The following is a 17,167-nucleotide window of genomic DNA, read 5'->3' on the forward strand; positions in this document are numbered from 1 at the left end:
TGCGGTCCGACCGAGGTGGTCGCGGGCGGGATACCCTCCCGCGACCCCCCGGCTCATCGACCGGCTCAGACGAGTGTCACTCGCCGGTCGCCTTAGCGATGATCTCCTTCGCCACGGAGGCCGGAACCTCGGCGTAGGAGTCGAACTGCATGCTGTAGCTAGCCCGGCCCTGGGTCTTCGACCGCAGGTCGCCGACGTAGCCGAACATCTCCGACAACGGCACCAGGGCACGGACGACGCGGGCACCGCCGCGATCCTCCATCGCCTGGATTATGCCGCGACGGGAGTTAATGTCGCCGACGACGTCACCCATGTTCTCCTCTGGAGTGGTGACCTCGACGGCCATCATCGGCTCGAGCAGTGCCGGATCGGCCTTGCGGGCCGCATCCTTCAGCACCATCGAGCCGGCGATCTTGAATGCCATCTCGGACGAGTCGACCTCGTGGTACTGACCGTCGACCAGCGTCAGCTTCACCCCGACCAGCGGGAAGCCGGCCAGGATGCCGTACTGCATGGCATCCTGCGCACCCGCGTCTACCGAGGGGATGAACTCCCGGGGGATGCGACCGCCGGTGACGGCGTTGGCGAACTCGTAGGTCGGAGCATCGTTGTCAAGAGGCAACGGCTCCAGGCTGATGATCACACGAGCGTACTGGCCGGAACCACCGGTCTGCTTCTTGTGGGTGTACTCGACCTTCTCCACCTTGCGGCGGATGGTCTCGCGGTACGCCACCTGCGGCTTACCGATGTTCGCCTCGACGTTGAACTCGCGGCGCATCCGGTCCACCAGGATGTCCAGGTGCAGCTCACCCATGCCGGAGATGACCGTCTGCCCGGTCTCGTCGTCCAGCTTGACGCGGAAGGTCGGGTCCTCCTCGGCCAGCCGCTGGATGGCGGTGCTGAGCTTCTCCTGGTCGGCCTTGGTCTTCGGCTCGATGGCCACCTCGATGACCGGCTCCGGGAAGGTCATCGACTCGAGGATGACCGGGTTCGCCGGGTCGCAGAGGGTGTCACCGGTGGTGGTCTGCTTCAGACCCTGAACCGCGATGATGTCGCCAGCCTTGGCGGAGCCACGCTCCTCCCGCTTGTTGGCGTGCATCTGGTAGATCTTGCCGATCCGCTCCTTGCGGTCCTTGGTGGAGTTGACCACCTGTGAACCGGTCTCGACCACACCGGAGTAGACCCGGACGTAGGTGAGCTTCCCGAGGTGCTTATCGGTCTGGATCTTGAATGCGAGACCGGAGAAGGGCTCCGAGGTGGACGGCTTCCGCAGCATCGGGGTCTCACCGTCGGTCGCGGTACCCTCAATCGCCGGGACGTCCAGCGGCGACGGCAGGTAGTCGACCACGGCGTCGAGCATCGGCTGGACGCCCTTGTTCTTGAAGGCGGAGCCGCAGAGGACCGGGTTGGCCTTACCGGCGATGGTCGCCCGGCGGATGGCAGCCTTGATCTCCTCGACGGAGAACTCCCCACCCTCCAGGTACTTCTCCATCACCGCGTCGTCGACGTCGGCCAGCGTCTCCATCAGCTTCTCGCGCCACTCGGTGGCAACGTCGGCCAGCTCAGCCGGGATCTCCTCGACCGCGTAGTCCTCGCCCTTCTGGGTTTCCCCACGCCAGGTAAGGGCACGCATGCCGATCAAGTCAACGACGCCGATGTGCTCAGACTCGAGCCCAATCGGGACCTGGAGCACCAACGGGATGGCGTTGAGCCGGTCGATCATCATCTGGACGCAGCGGAAGAAGTCCGCACCGGTCCGGTCAAGCTTGTTGACAAAGCACATCCGCGGAACGTTGTACTTGTCGGCCTGACGCCAGACGTTCTCCGTCTGCGGCTCCACGCCGGCGACTCCGTCGTAGACCGCGACCGCACCATCCAGAACCCGCAGCGACCGCTCGACCTCGACCGTGAAGTCGACGTGGCCGGGCGTATCGATGATCTGAATCGTGTGGCCCTTCCACTCGCACTTCGTGGCGGCGGAAGTGATCGTGATACCGCGCTCCTGCTCCTGCGCCATCCAGTCCATGACGGCGGCGCCCTCATGAACCTCACCGATCTTGTAGGTGATACCGGTGTAGAACAGGATTCGCTCGGTGGTAGTGGTCTTACCGGCATCGATGTGCGCCATGATGCCGATGTTGCGTACGTTGGCGAGCGCGTCTGCGGCGGCCACTTCAATCCCTACTTATCGTCGTCTCGACACAACTGGTGTGGTTCCGGCGCCGAGACGACGCCGGAACCTGGGTGTTACCAGCGGTAGTGCGCGAAGGCCTTGTTGGACTCGGCCATCTTGTGGGTGTCCTCGCGCCGCTTGACGGCGGCACCGAGGCCGTTGCTCGCGTCCAGCAGCTCGTTCATCAGCCGCTCAACCATGGTCTTCTCGCGCCGAGCGCGGGCGTAGGTGACCAGCCAGCGCAGGCCCAGGGTGGTGGCGCGGGCCGGACGAACCTCGACCGGCACCTGGTAGGTGGCGCCACCGACACGGCGGCTGCGCACCTCGAGCGTCGGCTTGACGTTGTCCATCGCCCGCTTGAGGGTGACCACCGGGTCGGTGCCGGACTTCTCCCGGCAGCCCTCCAGCGCCGCGTAGACGAGGGTCTCGGCGAGCTGACGCTTGCCGCGGAGCAAGATCTTGTTTACCAGCTGGGTGACCAGCGGCGAGTTGTACACCGGGTCAGCGACCAGCGGCCGCCGCGGAGCGGGTCCCTTACGCGGCATGTCAGCTCTTCTCCTTCTTCGCGCCGTAGCGGCTACGCGCCTGCTTGCGGTTGCGGACACCCTGGGTGTCCAGCGAGCCACGTACGATCTTGTACCGCACACCGGGGAGGTCCTTCACCCGGCCACCGCGGACGAGCACGATCGAGTGCTCCTGGAGGTTGTGACCGACGCCCGGAATGTAGGCGGTCACCTCGATCTGGCTGCTGAGCTTGACCCGAGCGACCTTACGCAGCGCCGAGTTCGGCTTCTTCGGGGTGGTGGTGTACACACGGGTGCACACGCCCCGCCGCTGCGGGGACCCCTTCAGGGCGGGGGTTTTCGTCTTGGTCGTCTTGGCCTGACGGCCCTTTCGGACCAGCTGCTGAATGGTGGGCACCGGGTTTCTCCGCTCCCTTCGGCCGCCCGGAGGCGACCGCGCCGTTTGCTTCTAGCCGGCCGGATGGACGGCTCTCCTACATTCCAACCAGGGCCACCTGCCGGGGTCCCAGCACCCGCGGTCGGGCGTGTCGCCGACCCACGGTTTCCCGGTCGTCACTCACGGGCGAAAACCGGGTTTGGTCACCGGCGCGAGGTGGCCGGATCTCTGGCTGTCGTCGCGCACCGCGAGAACACCCCACAAAGTGAGATCACAGCGCACGCACGAACTGCCCAGGCACGCCTGGGCACAAGGGGAAAGAGTACCTACCACAACCGCGCAGGTCAAAACTGGGCGGCCAGCGGGTTCACCCACCGGTCGAGACCATTCGGCCTGCGCGCCCGTGCCGGGCACCTACCGAGTCGAGTGTACCGGCTGCACCCGGCGACGATCCCACGGCCCTCGGTTCCCAATACCCACAAAATCAGGCATAAAACCGACGGTCAGGACAACCCCAGGAGCAACGCCAACCCAAGCCCGCCCACGTTGAGCAGCAGCCCGACACCACCGCAGCTCACTCCAACCCAGGCTAGTCCCGGCCCGCTAAACCGGACCGCCGGCGGTGGCAACGGCTGGCGGATCTGCCGGAGCCCGAACAGACCGACACCAACAGCGCCCGCCCCGGTGAGAGCACCCAGCGTGGTGAAGGCTCCCGCGGCCCACGCGCCGTCCGCATCCGCCCCAACCACGCCGACACAGGCCACCAGCAGCGAGACCAAAATCGAAGCAATCCCGGTGACCAGGGACCCCACCGCGAGACCGGAGGTTACCGCCGGCACGTCGAGGTGCACCACGCCGAACGGCGTGCCCGGCACGGGCTGAATGCGACTCGGCTGACCCAACGCGTCCCGCGGCGGAGGCGGAGGCACCACCGGCAGAGGTCCCCAACCGGGCGTTGAGGTCGGTGGCGTGCCCGCCGGGCCAGACGGCGCTGGTGGCCGGGCCCACGGGTCCGGCGTCGGCGCCCTCAGCCCCGACGGGCCGGGCTCGCCCTCCGCTGGCCCCCACGGCCCGCCGGGCGCCGTCGGGTCAGTGCCCTGCGGGCGTGCCGGATCCGTCACAGCTCCTCCAAGTCGGCAGTCGACGCCCAAGCGCCGAACACCGGTCAGGCTACCGCTGCGCGGCCAGCGGGCGATGCCCGACTTGGTCAACGCTCCCAGCGGTCAGTCCACGTTCGGGGCGAAGTCCTGGCCGTAGGGGGCCTCTGCCAGCCGGATGACACCGATCACCAGCAGGACGGTCACCACGACCATGGTCAACAAAAGGCCGGTCCACGCCAGTCGCTCCCCCCGCCGCAGCCATGCCGCGCCGGTGAGAAACCCCCCAGAAAGGTACGCCTCACGACGCGCCTGCCGCGCCAACACGAGTGCCACGGTGGCCGGTACCGCTCCCCCGACGAACAGGCCGGTCAGTGCCCCGAAGAGCCCGAGCGCGAAGACCGCCCGCGCCTTGGTCGACCGAACCGGGTCCGGGTCCTGCGGGTGCCGGGGCAGCCCCAGCGGGGCAAGCGGGTCAGGCCCGGAAGCAGTGCGCATGCCCCCATCATGCCCGGACCGAATAGGAACAGACCTCGAGCCGGTTACCCAGCGGATCACGGAACCAGAACCAGGTCACCGGCTGGTCCGGGGCCTGATTCAGCTCACCGACCTCAGCCCCACGCTCGATCAGCCACTGGCGGGCGGCGACGGCGTCGGGGGTGTGGAAGTTGAAACCGGACCACTCGCCCCCCTCCGGGTTGAGCAGGGTCACCGGCGGGCCCTCCGGGGCCTGGAGCACCACGATGTGCGAGGTGCGGAAGAGCTCGGGCCAGCCCAGGGTGTCCTGGTACCACCCGGCCACCGCATGTGGATCATCGACCTTGACGAAGACGGTGTCTACCTTACGTAGCGGACTGTCAGACATGCCGGGACGGTAGCCGCCGGCACCGACACCCGCCGGACACGACGCGGCCCCCGGCATCGCCGGGGGCCGCGTCAACAACCATCGTGCCTAGCGGTACGACCCGAAGTCGAAGTCGTCCAGCGGGACCGCCTGGCCACTGGCCGGCCCGAAGCCGTAATCGGTCTCCGGGTAGCCGGTCATCGAGTAGACCTTGGCCTTCGCCTCCTCGGTCGGCTCGACCCGGACATTGCGGTACTTGCTGATGCCAGTACCAGCCGGGATGAGCTTACCGATGATCACGTTCTCCTTGAGACCGATCAACGAGTCGCTGCGAGCGTGGATCGCCGCGTCCGTCAGCACCCGGGTGGTCTCCTGGAAGGAGGCCGCCGAGAGCCAGGAGTCGGTGGCCAAGGAGGCCTTGGTGATACCCATCAGCACCGGACGGCCGGCGGCGGGCTCGCCGCCCTCGGAGACGAGCCGGCGGTTCTCCGACTCGAACAGCGCCCGGTCCACGAGCACGCCCGGCAGGAACTCGGTCGAGCCGGAGTCGATGACCGTCACCCGCTTGAGCATCTGCCGGATGATGATCTCGATGTGCTTGTCGTGGATGAGCACACCCTGTGAGCGGTAGACCTCCTGGACCTCCTGGGTCAGGTGGACCTGGACCGCCCGCGGACCCAGGATGCGGAGCAGCTCGTGCGGGTCGATCGTACCCACGGTGAGCTTCTCGCCGACCTCGACGTGGTCGCCGTCGTTGGCCAACAGTCGGACCCGCTTCGAGATCTTGTCGTAGGCGATCTCGTCGCTGCCGTCGTCCGGTACCACAATGATCTTCCGGGACCGCTCGCCGTCCTCAATCCGGACTCGACCAGGGGTGTCCGCGATCGGGGCCTTGCCCTTCGGGATTCGAGCTTCGAAGATCTCCTGGACCCGGGGCAGACCCTGGGTGATGTCCTCCCCAGCGACACCACCGGTGTGGAAGGTACGCATCGTCAGCTGCGTACCCGGCTCACCAATCGACTGGGCGGCGATAATTCCGACCGCCTCGCCGACATCCACGGTCTTGCCGGTCGGCAGCGAACGGCCGTAGCAGGCCCCGCAGACGCCCAGCTTCGACTCGCAGGTGAGGACACTGCGGACCCGGACGGACTCCACCCCAGCGGCGACGATCTTGTCCACCAGGATCGAGTTGATGTCCGCACCCCGCTCGGCGACGACGGTGCCGTCCGGCCCCTTGATGTCGTCAGCCAACGTCCGGGCGTGCACGCTGGTCTCCGCGTGCTCGTGCACGACCAGCGAACCGGCCTCCCCGGCCAGCTGGCCCACCTGCATCGGAATGGCCCGGTCGGTGCCGCAGTCCTCCTCGCGGATGATCACATCCTGCGAGACATCCACCAGACGACGGGTCAGGTAGCCCGAGTCGGCGGTACGCAGGGCGGTGTCCGCCAGACCCTTACGGGCACCGTGCGTGGAGATGAAGTACTCCAGCACGGAGAGACCCTCGCGGTAGGAGGCCTTGATCGGGCGCGGGATGATTTCACCCTTCGGGTTCGCCACCAAGCCACGGATCGCGGCGATCTGCCGGAGCTGAAGCAGGTTACCGCGGGCGCCCGAGTTAATCATCTTCCAGAGCGGGTTCTCCTGCGGTAGCGCGGTGTCCATCTCCTTGGCGACCTCATTGGTCGCCTTGGTCCAGATCTCGATGAGCTCACCGCGACGTTCCTCGGCGGTCATCAGACCACGCTGGTACTGCTTGTCGATCCGGTCGGCCTCCTGCTCATACCGACCAAGGATCTCCCGCTTGCGCGGCGGTGCGAGGACGTCCTCCATGCCGATGGTCACCCCGGACCAGGTGGCCCAGTGGAAGCCGGCCTCCTTGAGCCCATCCAGGGTGGCCGCGAGGGCGACCTTCGGGAAACGCTCGGCGAGGTCGTTGACGATCGCGGAGAGCTGACCCTTGCGGATCTCATAGTTCACGAACCGGTAGCCCGGCGGCAGGGTCTCGTTGAACAGAACCCGACCAAGCGTCGTCTCCACCGTGACCGGGTCGCCCTCGACCCAGCCCTCCGGTGCGGTCCACGGCTCGGCGCCGGGGCCACTCTCCACCCCGACGAGACCCCGCAGGCGGATCTTCACCGGCGCCTGCAGGTGCAGCTCACCGTTGTCGAACGCCATCCGGGCCTCGGCGTCGGAGCTGAACGCCCGACCCTCACCCCGCTCACCCGCGGTGCGGTGGGTGAGGTGGTAGAGACCGATGATCATGTCCTGGGTGGGCATGGTCACCGGCTTGCCGTCAGCCGGCTTGAGGATGTTGTTGGAGGAGAGCATCAGGATCCGCGCCTCGGCCTGAGCCTCGGCCGACAGCGGCACGTGGACCGCCATCTGGTCACCGTCGAAGTCAGCGTTGAACGCGGTGCAGACCAACGGGTGGATCTGGATTGCCTTACCCTCGACCAGCTGCGGCTCGAACGCCTGGATACCCAGTCGGTGCAGGGTCGGCGCGCGGTTGAGCAGCACCGGGTGCTCGCCGATGACTTCCTCGAGCACATCCCAGACGACCGGCCGCTGCCGCTCGACCATCCGCTTGGCGGACTTGATGTTCTGTGCGTGGTTGAGATCCACCAGCCGCTTCATCACGAACGGCTTGAACAGCTCCAACGCCATCTGCTTGGGCAGGCCGCACTGGTGCAGCTTGAGCTTCGGACCGACCACGATGACCGATCGACCCGAGTAGTCGACCCGCTTGCCGAGCAGGTTCTGCCGGAACCGACCCTGCTTGCCCTTGAGCATGTCGGACAACGACTTGAGCGGACGGTTACCCGGACCGGTGACCGGTCGACCACGACGACCGTTGTCGAACAACGCGTCAACGGCCTCCTGGAGCATCCGCTTCTCGTTGTTGACGATGATCTCGGGAGCGCCGAGATCGATCAGCCGCTTGAGCCGGTTGTTCCGGTTGATCACCCGACGGTAGAGGTCGTTCAGGTCGGAGGTCGCGAAGCGGCCACCGTCGAGCTGCACCATCGGGCGCAGGTCCGGCGGGATGACCGGGACGCAGTCCAGCACCATACCGAGCGGCGAGTTGCTGGTGTTCAGGAACGCGGCGACCACCTTGAGTCGCTTGAGCGCCCGGATCTTCCGCTGCCCCTTACCGGTGCGAATGGTCTCGCGCAGGCTCTCCGCCTCGGCGTCGAGGTCCATGTTCTGGACCAGGGCCTTGATCGCCTCGGCCCCCATCCCACCAGTGAAGTACTCGCCGAACCGGTCGCGCAGCTCCCGGTACAGCAGCTCGTCGGTGACCAGCTGCTTCGGCTCCAGCTTGCGGAAGGTGTCCAGCACCTCGTCCAGGCGGTCGATCTCACGCTGGGCCCGGTCGCGGATCTGGCGCATCTCGCGCTCTCCGCCTTCCTTGACCTTGCGCCGGACGTCCGCCTTGGCGCCCTCGGCCTCCAGCTCGGCGAGGTCGGCTTCGAGCTTGCCCGCCCGCTTCTCGATCTCCGAATCCCGGCTGTTCTCGGACTGCCGCTTCTCGGCGAGAATCTCGTTCTCGATCGTGGCGAGATCCCGGTGACGCGCATCGGCGTCCACACTCGTCACCACGTACGAGGCGAAGTAAATGATCTTCTCGAGGTCCTTGGGGGCAAGATCCAGCAGGTAGCCCAGCCGGCTCGGCACGCCCTTGAAGTACCAGATGTGGGTCACCGAGGCGGCGAGCTCGATGTGCCCCATCCGCTCCCGGCGGACCTTGGAGCGAGTCACCTCAACGCCACAGCGCTCACAGATGATGCCCTTGAAGCGGACCCGCTTGTACTTGCCGCAGTAGCACTCCCAGTCCCGCTGAGGACCGAAGATCTTCTCGCAGAAAAGCCCGTCCTTCTCCGGCTTGAGAGTGCGGTAGTTGATGGTCTCCGGCTTCTTGACCTCGCCGTGGGACCACTGCCGGATGTCGTCGGCGGTGGCGAGGCCGATGCGCAGCTCGTCGAAGAAGTTGACGTCGAGCACGTTATATCCCTCGTGTCGTGTCTGATCTCTAGCTAGCTCTCGGCGGGGTTGCGGGCCGGCCGGCGAACTTCCGGATCAGGCCGGAAGTGCCCGGCCAGGCCGGCCCACAACCCTCGCCACTCACACCTCTTCGACCGAGCTCGGCTCGCGCCGGGACAGGTCGATGCCCAGCTCCTCCGCGGCCCGGAACACCTCGTCGTCGGTCTCCCGCATCTCCAGGGCCACACCGTCGCTGGAGAGCACCTCGACATTGAGGCAGAGCGACTGAAGCTCCTTGAGTAGCACCTTGAACGACTCCGGAATGCCCGGCTCCGGGATGTTCTCGCCCTTGACGATCGCCTCGTAGACCTTCACTCGGCCGAGGACGTCATCGGACTTGATCGTCAGCAGCTCCTGCAGGGCGTACGCGGCACCGTACGCCTGCATCGCCCAGCACTCCATCTCACCGAAGCGCTGGCCACCGAACTGCGCCTTACCACCCAGCGGCTGCTGCGTGATCATCGAGTACGGACCGGTCGACCGTGCGTGGATCTTGTCGTCGACCAGGTGGTTGAGCTTCAGGATGTAGATGTAGCCGACCGCGATCGGGTCCGGCAGCGGCTCACCGGAGCGACCGTCGAAGAGCTGGGCCTTGCCCGACGAGCCGATCAACTGCTTGCCATCCCGGTTGGCCCGGGTGGACGCGAGCAGACCGGAGATCTCCTCTTCGCGGGCACCGTCGAAGACCGGGGTGGCCACGTTGCTGTCCGGCTCGGACTCGTCGGCACTGATCGCCTGGAGCTGCCGCTTCCACTCGGCGTCGTCGCCCTCGACCTTCCACCCGGTCTTGGCCACCCAGCCGAGGTGCGTCTCCAGCACCTGGCCGATGTTCATCCGGGACGGCACACCGAGCGGGTTCAGCACGATGTCGACCGGGGTCCCGTCCTCGAGGAACGGCATGTCCTCCACCGGAAGAATCTTGGAGATGACACCCTTGTTGCCGTGCCGGCCGGCGAGCTTGTCGCCGTCCTGGATCTTCCGCTTCTGCGCGACGTAGACCCGGACCAGTTCGTTGACGCCCGGCGGCAGCTCGTCGCCCTCCTCGCGGGAGAAGGTGCGCACCCCGATGACCGTGCCGGTCTCACCGTGCGGCACCTTCAGCGAGGTGTCCCGGACCTCACGCGCCTTCTCGCCGAAGATCGCGCGGAGCAGCCGCTCCTCGGGGGTCAGCTCCGTCTCACCCTTGGGCGTGACCTTGCCGACCAGCACATCGCCGGGAACGACCTCGGCGCCGATCCGGATGATGCCCCGCTCATCGAGGTCGGCGAGCATCTCCTCGCTGACGTTCGGGATGTCGCGGGTGATCTCTTCCGGGCCGAGCTTGGTGTCCCGGGCGTCAACCTCGTGCTCCTCGATGTGAATCGAGGTCAACACGTCCTGCTGCACGAGGCGCTGCGACAGGATGATCGCGTCCTCGTAGTTGTGCCCTTCCCAGGTCATGAACGCCACGAGCAGGTTGCGCCCGAGCGCCATCTCACCGTCGTCGGTACACGGACCGTCGGCGATCACCTGACCGGCCTCGACCCGGTCACCCTCGAAGACGACCGGCTTCTGGTTGACGCAGGAGCCGGCGTTGGAGCGGCGGAACTTGTGCAGCAGGTAGGTGCGACGGTGGCCGTCGTCCTGGTGCACGGTGATGTAGTCGGCGCAGAGGTCCTCAACGACCCCACCGAACTCGGCGACCACCACGTCACCGGCGTCCACCGCGGCCCGGTACTCCATGCCGGTACCGACCAGCGGCGCCTCGGCCTTGACCAGCGGCACCGCCTGACGCTGCATGTTCGCGCCCATCAGCGCGCGGTTGGCGTCGTCGTGCTCGAGGAACGGGATCATCGCGGTCGCGACCGAGGTCATCTGCCGCGGCGACACGTCCATGTAGTCCACGGCCGCCGGCGCCACATCCTCGGTCTCGCCGCCCTTACGACGGACCAGGACGCGGTCTTCGGCGAACGAGCCGTCCGCCCGCAGCGGCGCGTTGGCCTGCGCCTTGACGAAGCGGTCCTCCTCGTCCGCGGTCAGGTAGTCGATCTGGTCGGTGACCCGACCGTCCACAACCTTCCGGTACGGCGTCTCGATGAAGCCGAACGGGTTGACCCGGGCAAAGGTGGACAGCGCGCCGATCAGACCGATGTTCGGGCCTTCCGGCGTCTCGATCGGACACATCCGGCCGTAGTGCGACGGGTGCACGTCGCGGACCTCGAATCCGGCCCGCTCCCGGGACAGACCACCGGGGCCGAGAGCACTCAGCCGACGCCGGTGGGTGAGGCCCGCCAGCGGGTTGGTCTGATCCATGAACTGGGACAGCTGCGACGTACCGAAGAACTCCTTGATCGCCGCCACCACCGGACGGATGTTGATCAGAGTCTGCGGCGTGATCGCCTCGACGTCCTGCGTGGTCATCCGCTCCCGGACGACCCGCTCCATCCGGGACAAGCCGACCCGGACCTGGTTCTGGATCAACTCGCCCACGGTACGCAGCCGACGGTTACCGAAGTGATCGATGTCGTCGGCCTCGTAGCCCTCCTCCCCGGCGTGCAGCCGGCAGAGGTACTCGACGGTGGCGACGATGTCGTCCTGGGTGAGCACCCCGGTGTCGATCGACAGGTCCAGTTCGAGCTTCTTGTTGAACTTGTACCGGCCGACCTTGGCGACGTCATACCGCTTCGGGTTGAAGAAGAGGTTGTCGAGCAGGGTCTGCGCGTTCTCCCGGGTCGGCGGCTCGCCCGGACGCAGCTTGCGGTAGATGTCTAGCAGCGCCTCGTCCTGGCTGCCGATGTGGTCTTTCTCGAGCGTCGTCATCATCAGCTCGGACCAGCCGAACCGCTCGCGAATCTGCTCCGCCGTCCAACCGATGGCCTTGAGCAGCACGGTGACGGCCTGCCGGCGCTTACGGTCGATCCGAACCCCGACAGTTTCGCGCTTGTCGATGTCGAACTCCAGCCAGGCACCCCGGCTCGGGATGACCTTCACGCTGGAGAGGTCGCGGTCGGAGGTCTTGTCCGGCTGCTTGTCGAAGTAGACACCCGGCGACCGGACGAGTTGGCTGACGACGACGCGCTCGGTACCGTTGATGATGAAGGTGCCCTTCGGCGTCATCATCGGGAAGTCACCCATGAACACCGTCTGGCTCTTGATCTCGCCGGTGGTGTTGTTGGTGAACTCCGCGGTCACGAAGAGCGGGGCGCAGTAGGTGAGATCCTTCTCCTTACACTCCTCGATCGAGGCCTTGACCTCATCGAAGCGTGGGGCCGAGAAGGAGAGTGACATAGTGCCAGAGAAGTCCTCAATGGGACTGATCTCGTCGAGAATCTCCGCGAGACCCGAGCGCGCGTGCGGATCGTCCGCCGACCGGCCCTGCCACGCTTCGTTGCCGACCAGCCAGTCAAAAGACTCGTTCTGGATGGCAAGGAGGTTGGGGACCTCGAGGTGTTCGGTAATCCGACCGAAAGAAACTCGGCGGGGAGCGAAAGCGCTCGACGTACGACTGGTCTTCGCAGGGCGGGAAGCTGCCAAGATGCGTCCTTCCGAGGACCGGTGCTGCAGAACGGCTGGTACGCGCGCACTCCAATAACCCCACCAGAAATATCCGCAAACGGACATTTCCGAGCAGGGGTAATTTCGGAAGGCAGCGCAAACTAGCAGTGTAGCCGAGAGGCTGGCCGCTGTCCAGCCAACCCCGCAGGTCATCGCGGAACGTGCCTCGGAACCTCAGCCGAGCCGCTCAGAACGCGACGCTCCCACCGGGCCACTTGCGACCATCGGGCGATCACCTCGCCGATGCCCTCACCCGAGTGGCGGCCGTTGCAAGCGCGGAAGGTTTTGCTGGTTTCAGCGTGCCTGCCGGGCCGGGCGGCGTCAAGGGCCGGCTACCGCCCGCTGCGACTCCCCGGCTCCAGCCCGCGGGTGGAGGCCGGCACCACCGCGGGGTGGTAGCGACGCCCCGCTCGGCAGCGGGGGCCCGGGCCCACCAACACGGGCGGGCGGCGATCCGCTAATCGGATCGCCGCCCGCCGCGCCGGAGTGTGCCCCGGCTCAGTGACACCAGGACACCCAGCAGGGTTAGAACAAGGTCACTTGAGGGTGACCTTGGCGCCCTCGCCCTCGAGCTTGGCCTTGGCCTTGTCGGCGGTCTCCTTGTTGGCCTTCTCCAGGATCGCCTTCGGCGCGGACTCAACCAGGTCCTTGGCCTCCTTGAGGCCCAGGCCGGTCAGCTCACGCACGACCTTGATGACCTGAATCTTCTTGCCGCCGTCGGCCTCGAGGACGACGTCGAACTCGTCCTTCTCCTCCTCAACCGGCGCAGCAGCACCGGCGGCCGGGGCACCAGCGGCCACGGCGACCGGCGCCGCGGCGGTGACCTCGAAGGTCTCCTCGAACTGCTTCACGAACTCAGAGAGCTCGATCAGCGTCATCTCCTTGAACGCGTCGAGCAGCTCGTCGGTGCTGAGCTTCGCCATATCTGGCGTCCTTTCTCAAGTGGTGTTGCTAAGAATCGTGTGCACCGGGGAAGCCTCAGGCCGCCTCGGCGCCCTCCTTCTCGCGCTTGTCCTGCAGGGCAGCCGCCAGGCGGGCCGTCTTGGCCAGCGGCGCCTGGAACAGCGACGCGGCCTTGCTCAGGTTGCCCTTCATGGCACCGGCCAGCTTGGCCAGCAGCACCTCGCGGGACTCCAGGTCGGCGAGCTTCGTGACCTCGGCCGCAGAGATGGCCTTGCCCTCGAAAACGCCGCCCTTGATGACCAGCTTCGGGTTGGCCTTCGCGAAATCGCGAAGACCCTTGGCCGCCTCAACGACGTCGCCCGAAACGAAAGTCAGCGCGGTAGGACCGGTGAACAGCTCGTCGAGCCCGGCGATACCCGCATCCGCCGCGGCACGCTTGGCCAGCGTGTTCTTGGCGATGGTGTAGGTGGTCTCCGTGCCGAGCGAGCGCCGCAGCTGGGTGAGCTGGGAGACCGTCAGACCACGGTACTCGGTCAGCACGGTCGCGCCCGCGTTGCGGAAGCTCTCGGTCAGCTCGACGACGGCCGTGGCCTTGTCGGCCCGGATCGGCTTGTCCGCCATGTCCCTCCTCTCTCGTTGCTCCAGGCTGGTCACCGTCATCGGCGGTAGCCGACAGCGGATACGGAGGAAACACGGCAACGAGAAAAGCCCCGGCGCAGGGCGCACGGGGCGAAAGATTGGCGCTGACACCACAGTCGGCGGACCGCGGGAGACAGCCAGTTTTCGCTTACCGCCCTGCGCGGGTCGCCCGTCTTCGCGGAACCTTCGACCGTGCCGAGGCACGGTGACCAGCGGTCTCTGGGTGGAACTTCGCCGAAAGAATACATGATGCCCACGGGCGGCTGCCAATCCGCCCCCGCCGGACCGGCGGCCCACCGCTCGGCTGGTCGCCGAGCGGGGTCAGCAGAACGCAGAACGGGGCCCAGCCAGCTGGCTGGGCCCCGTTCGAACGCAAGTGCTCAGCCCTCGGCGGAGTTCTCCTGCAGGTCCTTCACCACGTTCGGGTCGATGGGAACACCCGGCCCCATCGTGGTGGTGAGGGTGACCTTCCTCAGGTACTTACCCTTGGCCGCGGACGGCTTCGCCCGCAGGATCTCGTCAAGGACCGCCGCGTAGTTCTCCACCAGCTGGCTCTCGGAGAACGAGGCCTTGCCGATGATCAGGTGCAGGTTGGAGTGCTTGTCCACCCGGAAGGCGATCTTACCGCCCTTGATGTCCGCAACCGCCTTGGCGACGTTCATCGTCACCGTGCCAGTCTTCGGGTTCGGCATGAGACCGCGCGGGCCCAGGATCCGCGCGATCCGACCGATCTTTGCCATCTGGTCCGGCGTGGCGATCGCCGCGTCGAAATCGAGCCATCCGCCCTGGATCCGGGCGACCAGCTCGTCCGTGCCCACCTCGTCGGCGCCGGCGGCAACGGCCTCCTCGGCCTTCGCCCCGGCGGCGAACACGATCACACGCGCGGTCTTACCGGTGCCGTGCGGCAGGTTGACCGTCCCGCGAACCATCTGGTCCGCCTTACGCGGGTCGACACCGAGGCGCATCGCAACCTCGACCGTGGCGTCGAACTTGACGGAGGTGGTCTCCTTGGCCAGCTTGACGGCCTCGGCGGGCGTGTACAGCTTCGACCGGTCGATGGCCGCAGCCGCCTTGCGGTAGTTCTTGCTGTGCTGCATCTGTGTTACTCCTGTGGTCTCTGGCGGGCCGCGGTGCTCGCGAGCCCTCCCACAAACGGGATCGGCGGGTCGGCTTGGGTCAGTCGACGACGTTCAGGCCCATCGACCGGGCAGTGCCGGCGATGATCTTCTCGGCCTGGTCGAGGTCGTTGGCGTTGAGGTCAGCCATCTTCTTCTCGGCGATCTCCCGCAGCTGGGCGCGGCTGACCTGGCCGACCTTCTCCATGTGTGGGACACCCGAGCCCTTCGCCACACCGGCAGCCTTGATCAGCAGCCGGGCAGCAGGCGGGGTCTTCAGCACGAAGGTGAACGAGCGGTCCTCGTAGACGCTGATCTCGGCGGGGACGATGTCGCCCCGCTGGGACTCGGTCTGCGCGTTGTAGGACTTGCAGAACTCCATGATGTTCACACCATGCTGACCCAGCGCGGGGCCAACCGGCGGCGCCGGGGTGGCCTGGCCCGCCGGCAGCTGAAGCGTGAACGTCTTGACGAGCTTCTTCTTCGGAGGCATGTCACTTCCTGGGACGTGAAACGGGAATTCGCACCGCCCGTCGGGCATGCACGGTCAGCATGCCGCGTAGACGGCGACGTTCTAGGGTAGCGCATGCCAACTGCCGACCTTCCGGGGTCCGGCTGCCAGCCGCTCTGGGCAGGAACGAGTACGTCGGCGGCGGGTAGCCACCCACCGCCGACGTACTGAAGGTCAGATCTTGGCGACCTGGTTGAAGTTCAGCTCCACCGGCGTCTCGCGACCGAAGATCGACACCAACACCTTGAGCTTCTGCTGGTCGGCGTTGATCTCGCTGATCGTCGCCGGCAGGGAGGCGAAGGCGCCGTCGGTGACGGTGACGGAGTCGCCAACCTCGAAGTCGAGGACCTTGACCTCGGGCTTCGCCCTCTTTTCTACGGCCTCGACCGCTGGCGCCAGCCACTTCAGCACCTCGTCGAGGCTCAACGGCGCAGGACGGTCGGCCCGGTCGGTGGCGCCCACAAAGCCGGTCACACCCGGGGTGTTCCGGACGCAGGAGTACGACTCCGCGGTGAGTTCCATTCGCACCAGGATGTAGCCCGGGAAGACCTTGGCCTGGATCTGCGAACGCTTGCCGTTCTTGACCTCGACCTCGTCCCGGGTCGGCACCTCGACCTGGTAGATGTAGTCCTCCATGTCGAGGGAGGTGATCCGGGTCTCGAGGTTGGTCTTGACCTTGTTCTCGTAGCCGGCGTACGAGTGCACCACATACCAGTCGCCCGGCGCGTAGCGCAGCTTCTGCCGCAGCTCGGCGACCGGGTCGAACTCGTTCTCCTCGGCCGGCTCGCTGGCGCTGGCGGAGAGCTCCGGCTCGCTGGCGGCCTCAACCGACATGTCACCAGCCGCCGTCGCGACCGCGGACTGCTCGTCCACAGGCTCGGCGGTCTCGTCGTACTCAGGCACGCTTGCTCACTTCCGTCACTATCAGCACAGTCAGCCGGTCAGCTGGGGTTACCGAAGACCCACAGCACACCCTCGGCGAAGGCGAGGTCCAGGCCAGCCACGATCGCCAGCATCACGGCGACGAACACGATCACCACGGAGGCGTAGGTCAACAGCTCCTTGCGCGTCGGCCAGATGACCTTACGCAGCTCAGCCACGACCTCGCGGACGAATCGCGGGACTCGACCGAACGGGCCGACCTTGTCACCCTGGTTACGGCTCTTCGACCGGTCAACCGACTCGGCCCGGGAACGCGAGCTGTCGCCGTCGGAGGCCGACTCCTCGCCGGCATCGCCGGCAGCGTCAAGCTCGCCGTCCAGACGCTCGTCGTCGGCATCCTCGCCGCGCCGCTTGTTGTCGGCCACATCGCCCTCCGTAGCGGGATGTCGGTTCGCACGCCGTCACAGCATACGCGGCGTCTGGTCACGCCGGCCGGCCCGACCGTCCGCGACGGGCCGTAGCCAGCGG

At 66.7% G+C, this 17,167-nt stretch carries 14 protein-coding genes; all 14 read right to left on the reverse strand.

Translation table 11 applies throughout. The features are described from left to right. Nucleotides 1-76: 76 nt before the first annotated feature. Nucleotides 77-2,173, reverse strand: coding sequence for an elongation factor G (fusA, locus tag SALPAC4_RS0105555; protein WP_019869471.1), 2,097 nt, complete (start codon nt 2,171-2,173; stop codon nt 77-79). Between the two features lie 74 nt (nt 2,174-2,247). After that, nucleotides 2,248-2,718, reverse strand: coding sequence for a 30S ribosomal protein S7 (gene rpsG, locus SALPAC4_RS0105560; RefSeq protein WP_012015128.1), 471 nt, complete (start codon nt 2,716-2,718; stop codon nt 2,248-2,250). Nucleotide 2,719: 1 nt separating this feature from the next. Beyond that, on the reverse strand, nt 2,720-3,094 hold the full coding sequence (gene rpsL / locus SALPAC4_RS0105565; RefSeq protein WP_007465318.1) for a 30S ribosomal protein S12: 375 nt from the start codon (nt 3,092-3,094) through the stop codon (nt 2,720-2,722). Nucleotides 3,095-3,576: 482 nt separating this feature from the next. Further along, complete coding sequence (locus tag SALPAC4_RS0105570; protein WP_019869472.1) at nt 3,577-3,948, reverse strand: hypothetical protein; 372 nt, start codon at nt 3,946-3,948, stop codon at nt 3,577-3,579. A 348-nt stretch (nt 3,949-4,296) separates the two neighbouring features. After that, complete coding sequence (locus SALPAC4_RS0105575) at nt 4,297-4,668, reverse strand: hypothetical protein (protein WP_019869473.1); 372 nt, start codon at nt 4,666-4,668, stop codon at nt 4,297-4,299. A gap of 7 nt (nt 4,669-4,675) precedes the next feature. After that, complete coding sequence (locus SALPAC4_RS0105580) at nt 4,676-5,092, reverse strand: VOC family protein (protein WP_019869474.1); 417 nt, start codon at nt 5,090-5,092, stop codon at nt 4,676-4,678. Between the two features lie 30 nt (nt 5,093-5,122). Further along, the gene (locus SALPAC4_RS0105585) at nt 5,123-9,016 is read right to left on the reverse strand and encodes a DNA-directed RNA polymerase subunit beta' (RefSeq protein WP_019869475.1); all 3,894 of its coding nucleotides are present in this window, start codon (nt 9,014-9,016) and stop codon (nt 5,123-5,125) included. 120 nt (nt 9,017-9,136) lie between these two features. Further along, the gene (gene rpoB, locus SALPAC4_RS0105590; RefSeq protein ID WP_026323160.1) at nt 9,137-12,568 is read right to left on the reverse strand and encodes a DNA-directed RNA polymerase subunit beta; all 3,432 of its coding nucleotides are present in this window, start codon (nt 12,566-12,568) and stop codon (nt 9,137-9,139) included. Nucleotides 12,569-13,125: 557 nt separating this feature from the next. Then, nucleotides 13,126-13,512, reverse strand: a complete 387-nt coding sequence (gene rplL / locus SALPAC4_RS0105595) for a 50S ribosomal protein L7/L12 (protein WP_018217070.1) — start codon at nt 13,510-13,512, stop codon at nt 13,126-13,128. Between the two features lie 55 nt (nt 13,513-13,567). After that, nucleotides 13,568-14,113, reverse strand: coding sequence for a 50S ribosomal protein L10 (gene rplJ / locus SALPAC4_RS0105600; RefSeq protein ID WP_018729101.1), 546 nt, complete (start codon nt 14,111-14,113; stop codon nt 13,568-13,570). Nucleotides 14,114-14,511: 398 nt separating this feature from the next. Beyond that, a complete protein-coding gene (gene rplA / locus SALPAC4_RS0105605; RefSeq protein ID WP_019869476.1) occupies nt 14,512-15,228 on the reverse strand; it encodes a 50S ribosomal protein L1 in 717 nt (238 codons plus the stop codon). A gap of 79 nt (nt 15,229-15,307) precedes the next feature. Further along, complete coding sequence (gene rplK, locus SALPAC4_RS0105610) at nt 15,308-15,739, reverse strand: 50S ribosomal protein L11 (RefSeq protein WP_018726252.1); 432 nt, start codon at nt 15,737-15,739, stop codon at nt 15,308-15,310. A gap of 192 nt (nt 15,740-15,931) precedes the next feature. Then, nucleotides 15,932-16,660, reverse strand: a complete 729-nt coding sequence (gene nusG / locus SALPAC4_RS0105615) for a transcription termination/antitermination protein NusG (RefSeq protein ID WP_019869477.1) — start codon at nt 16,658-16,660, stop codon at nt 15,932-15,934. Between the two features lie 38 nt (nt 16,661-16,698). After that, the gene (secE, locus tag SALPAC4_RS0105620; RefSeq protein WP_019869478.1) at nt 16,699-17,064 is read right to left on the reverse strand and encodes a preprotein translocase subunit SecE; all 366 of its coding nucleotides are present in this window, start codon (nt 17,062-17,064) and stop codon (nt 16,699-16,701) included. Between the last annotated feature and the right edge of the window lie 103 nt (nt 17,065-17,167).

Origin of the sequence: Salinispora oceanensis (assembly GCF_000383575.1) — a bacterium.
Classification (GTDB): Bacteria; Actinomycetota; Actinomycetes; order Mycobacteriales; family Micromonosporaceae; genus Micromonospora; species Micromonospora oceanensis.

What these genes read in the sequence shown, in the direction of transcription:
- rpsG (WP_012015128.1), bottom strand. Translation starts at nt 2,718, where the DNA reads ATGCCGCGTAAGGGACCCGCTCCGCGGCGGCCGCTGGTCGCTGACCCG.
- rplA (WP_019869476.1), bottom strand. Translation starts at nt 15,228, where the DNA reads ATGCAGCACAGCAAGAACTACCGCAAGGCGGCTGCGGCCATCGACCGG.
- rplK (WP_018726252.1), bottom strand. Translation starts at nt 15,739, where the DNA reads ATGCCTCCGAAGAAGAAGCTCGTCAAGACGTTCACGCTTCAGCTGCCG.
- SALPAC4_RS0105580 (WP_019869474.1), bottom strand. Translation starts at nt 5,092, where the DNA reads ATGCCGGGGGCCGCGTCGTGTCCGGCGGGTGTCGGTGCCGGCGGCTAC.
- rplL (WP_018217070.1), bottom strand. Translation starts at nt 13,512, where the DNA reads ATGGCGAAGCTCAGCACCGACGAGCTGCTCGACGCGTTCAAGGAGATG.
- rplJ (WP_018729101.1), bottom strand. Translation starts at nt 14,113, where the DNA reads ATGGCGGACAAGCCGATCCGGGCCGACAAGGCCACGGCCGTCGTCGAG.
- SALPAC4_RS0105575 (WP_019869473.1), bottom strand. Translation starts at nt 4,668, where the DNA reads ATGCGCACTGCTTCCGGGCCTGACCCGCTTGCCCCGCTGGGGCTGCCC.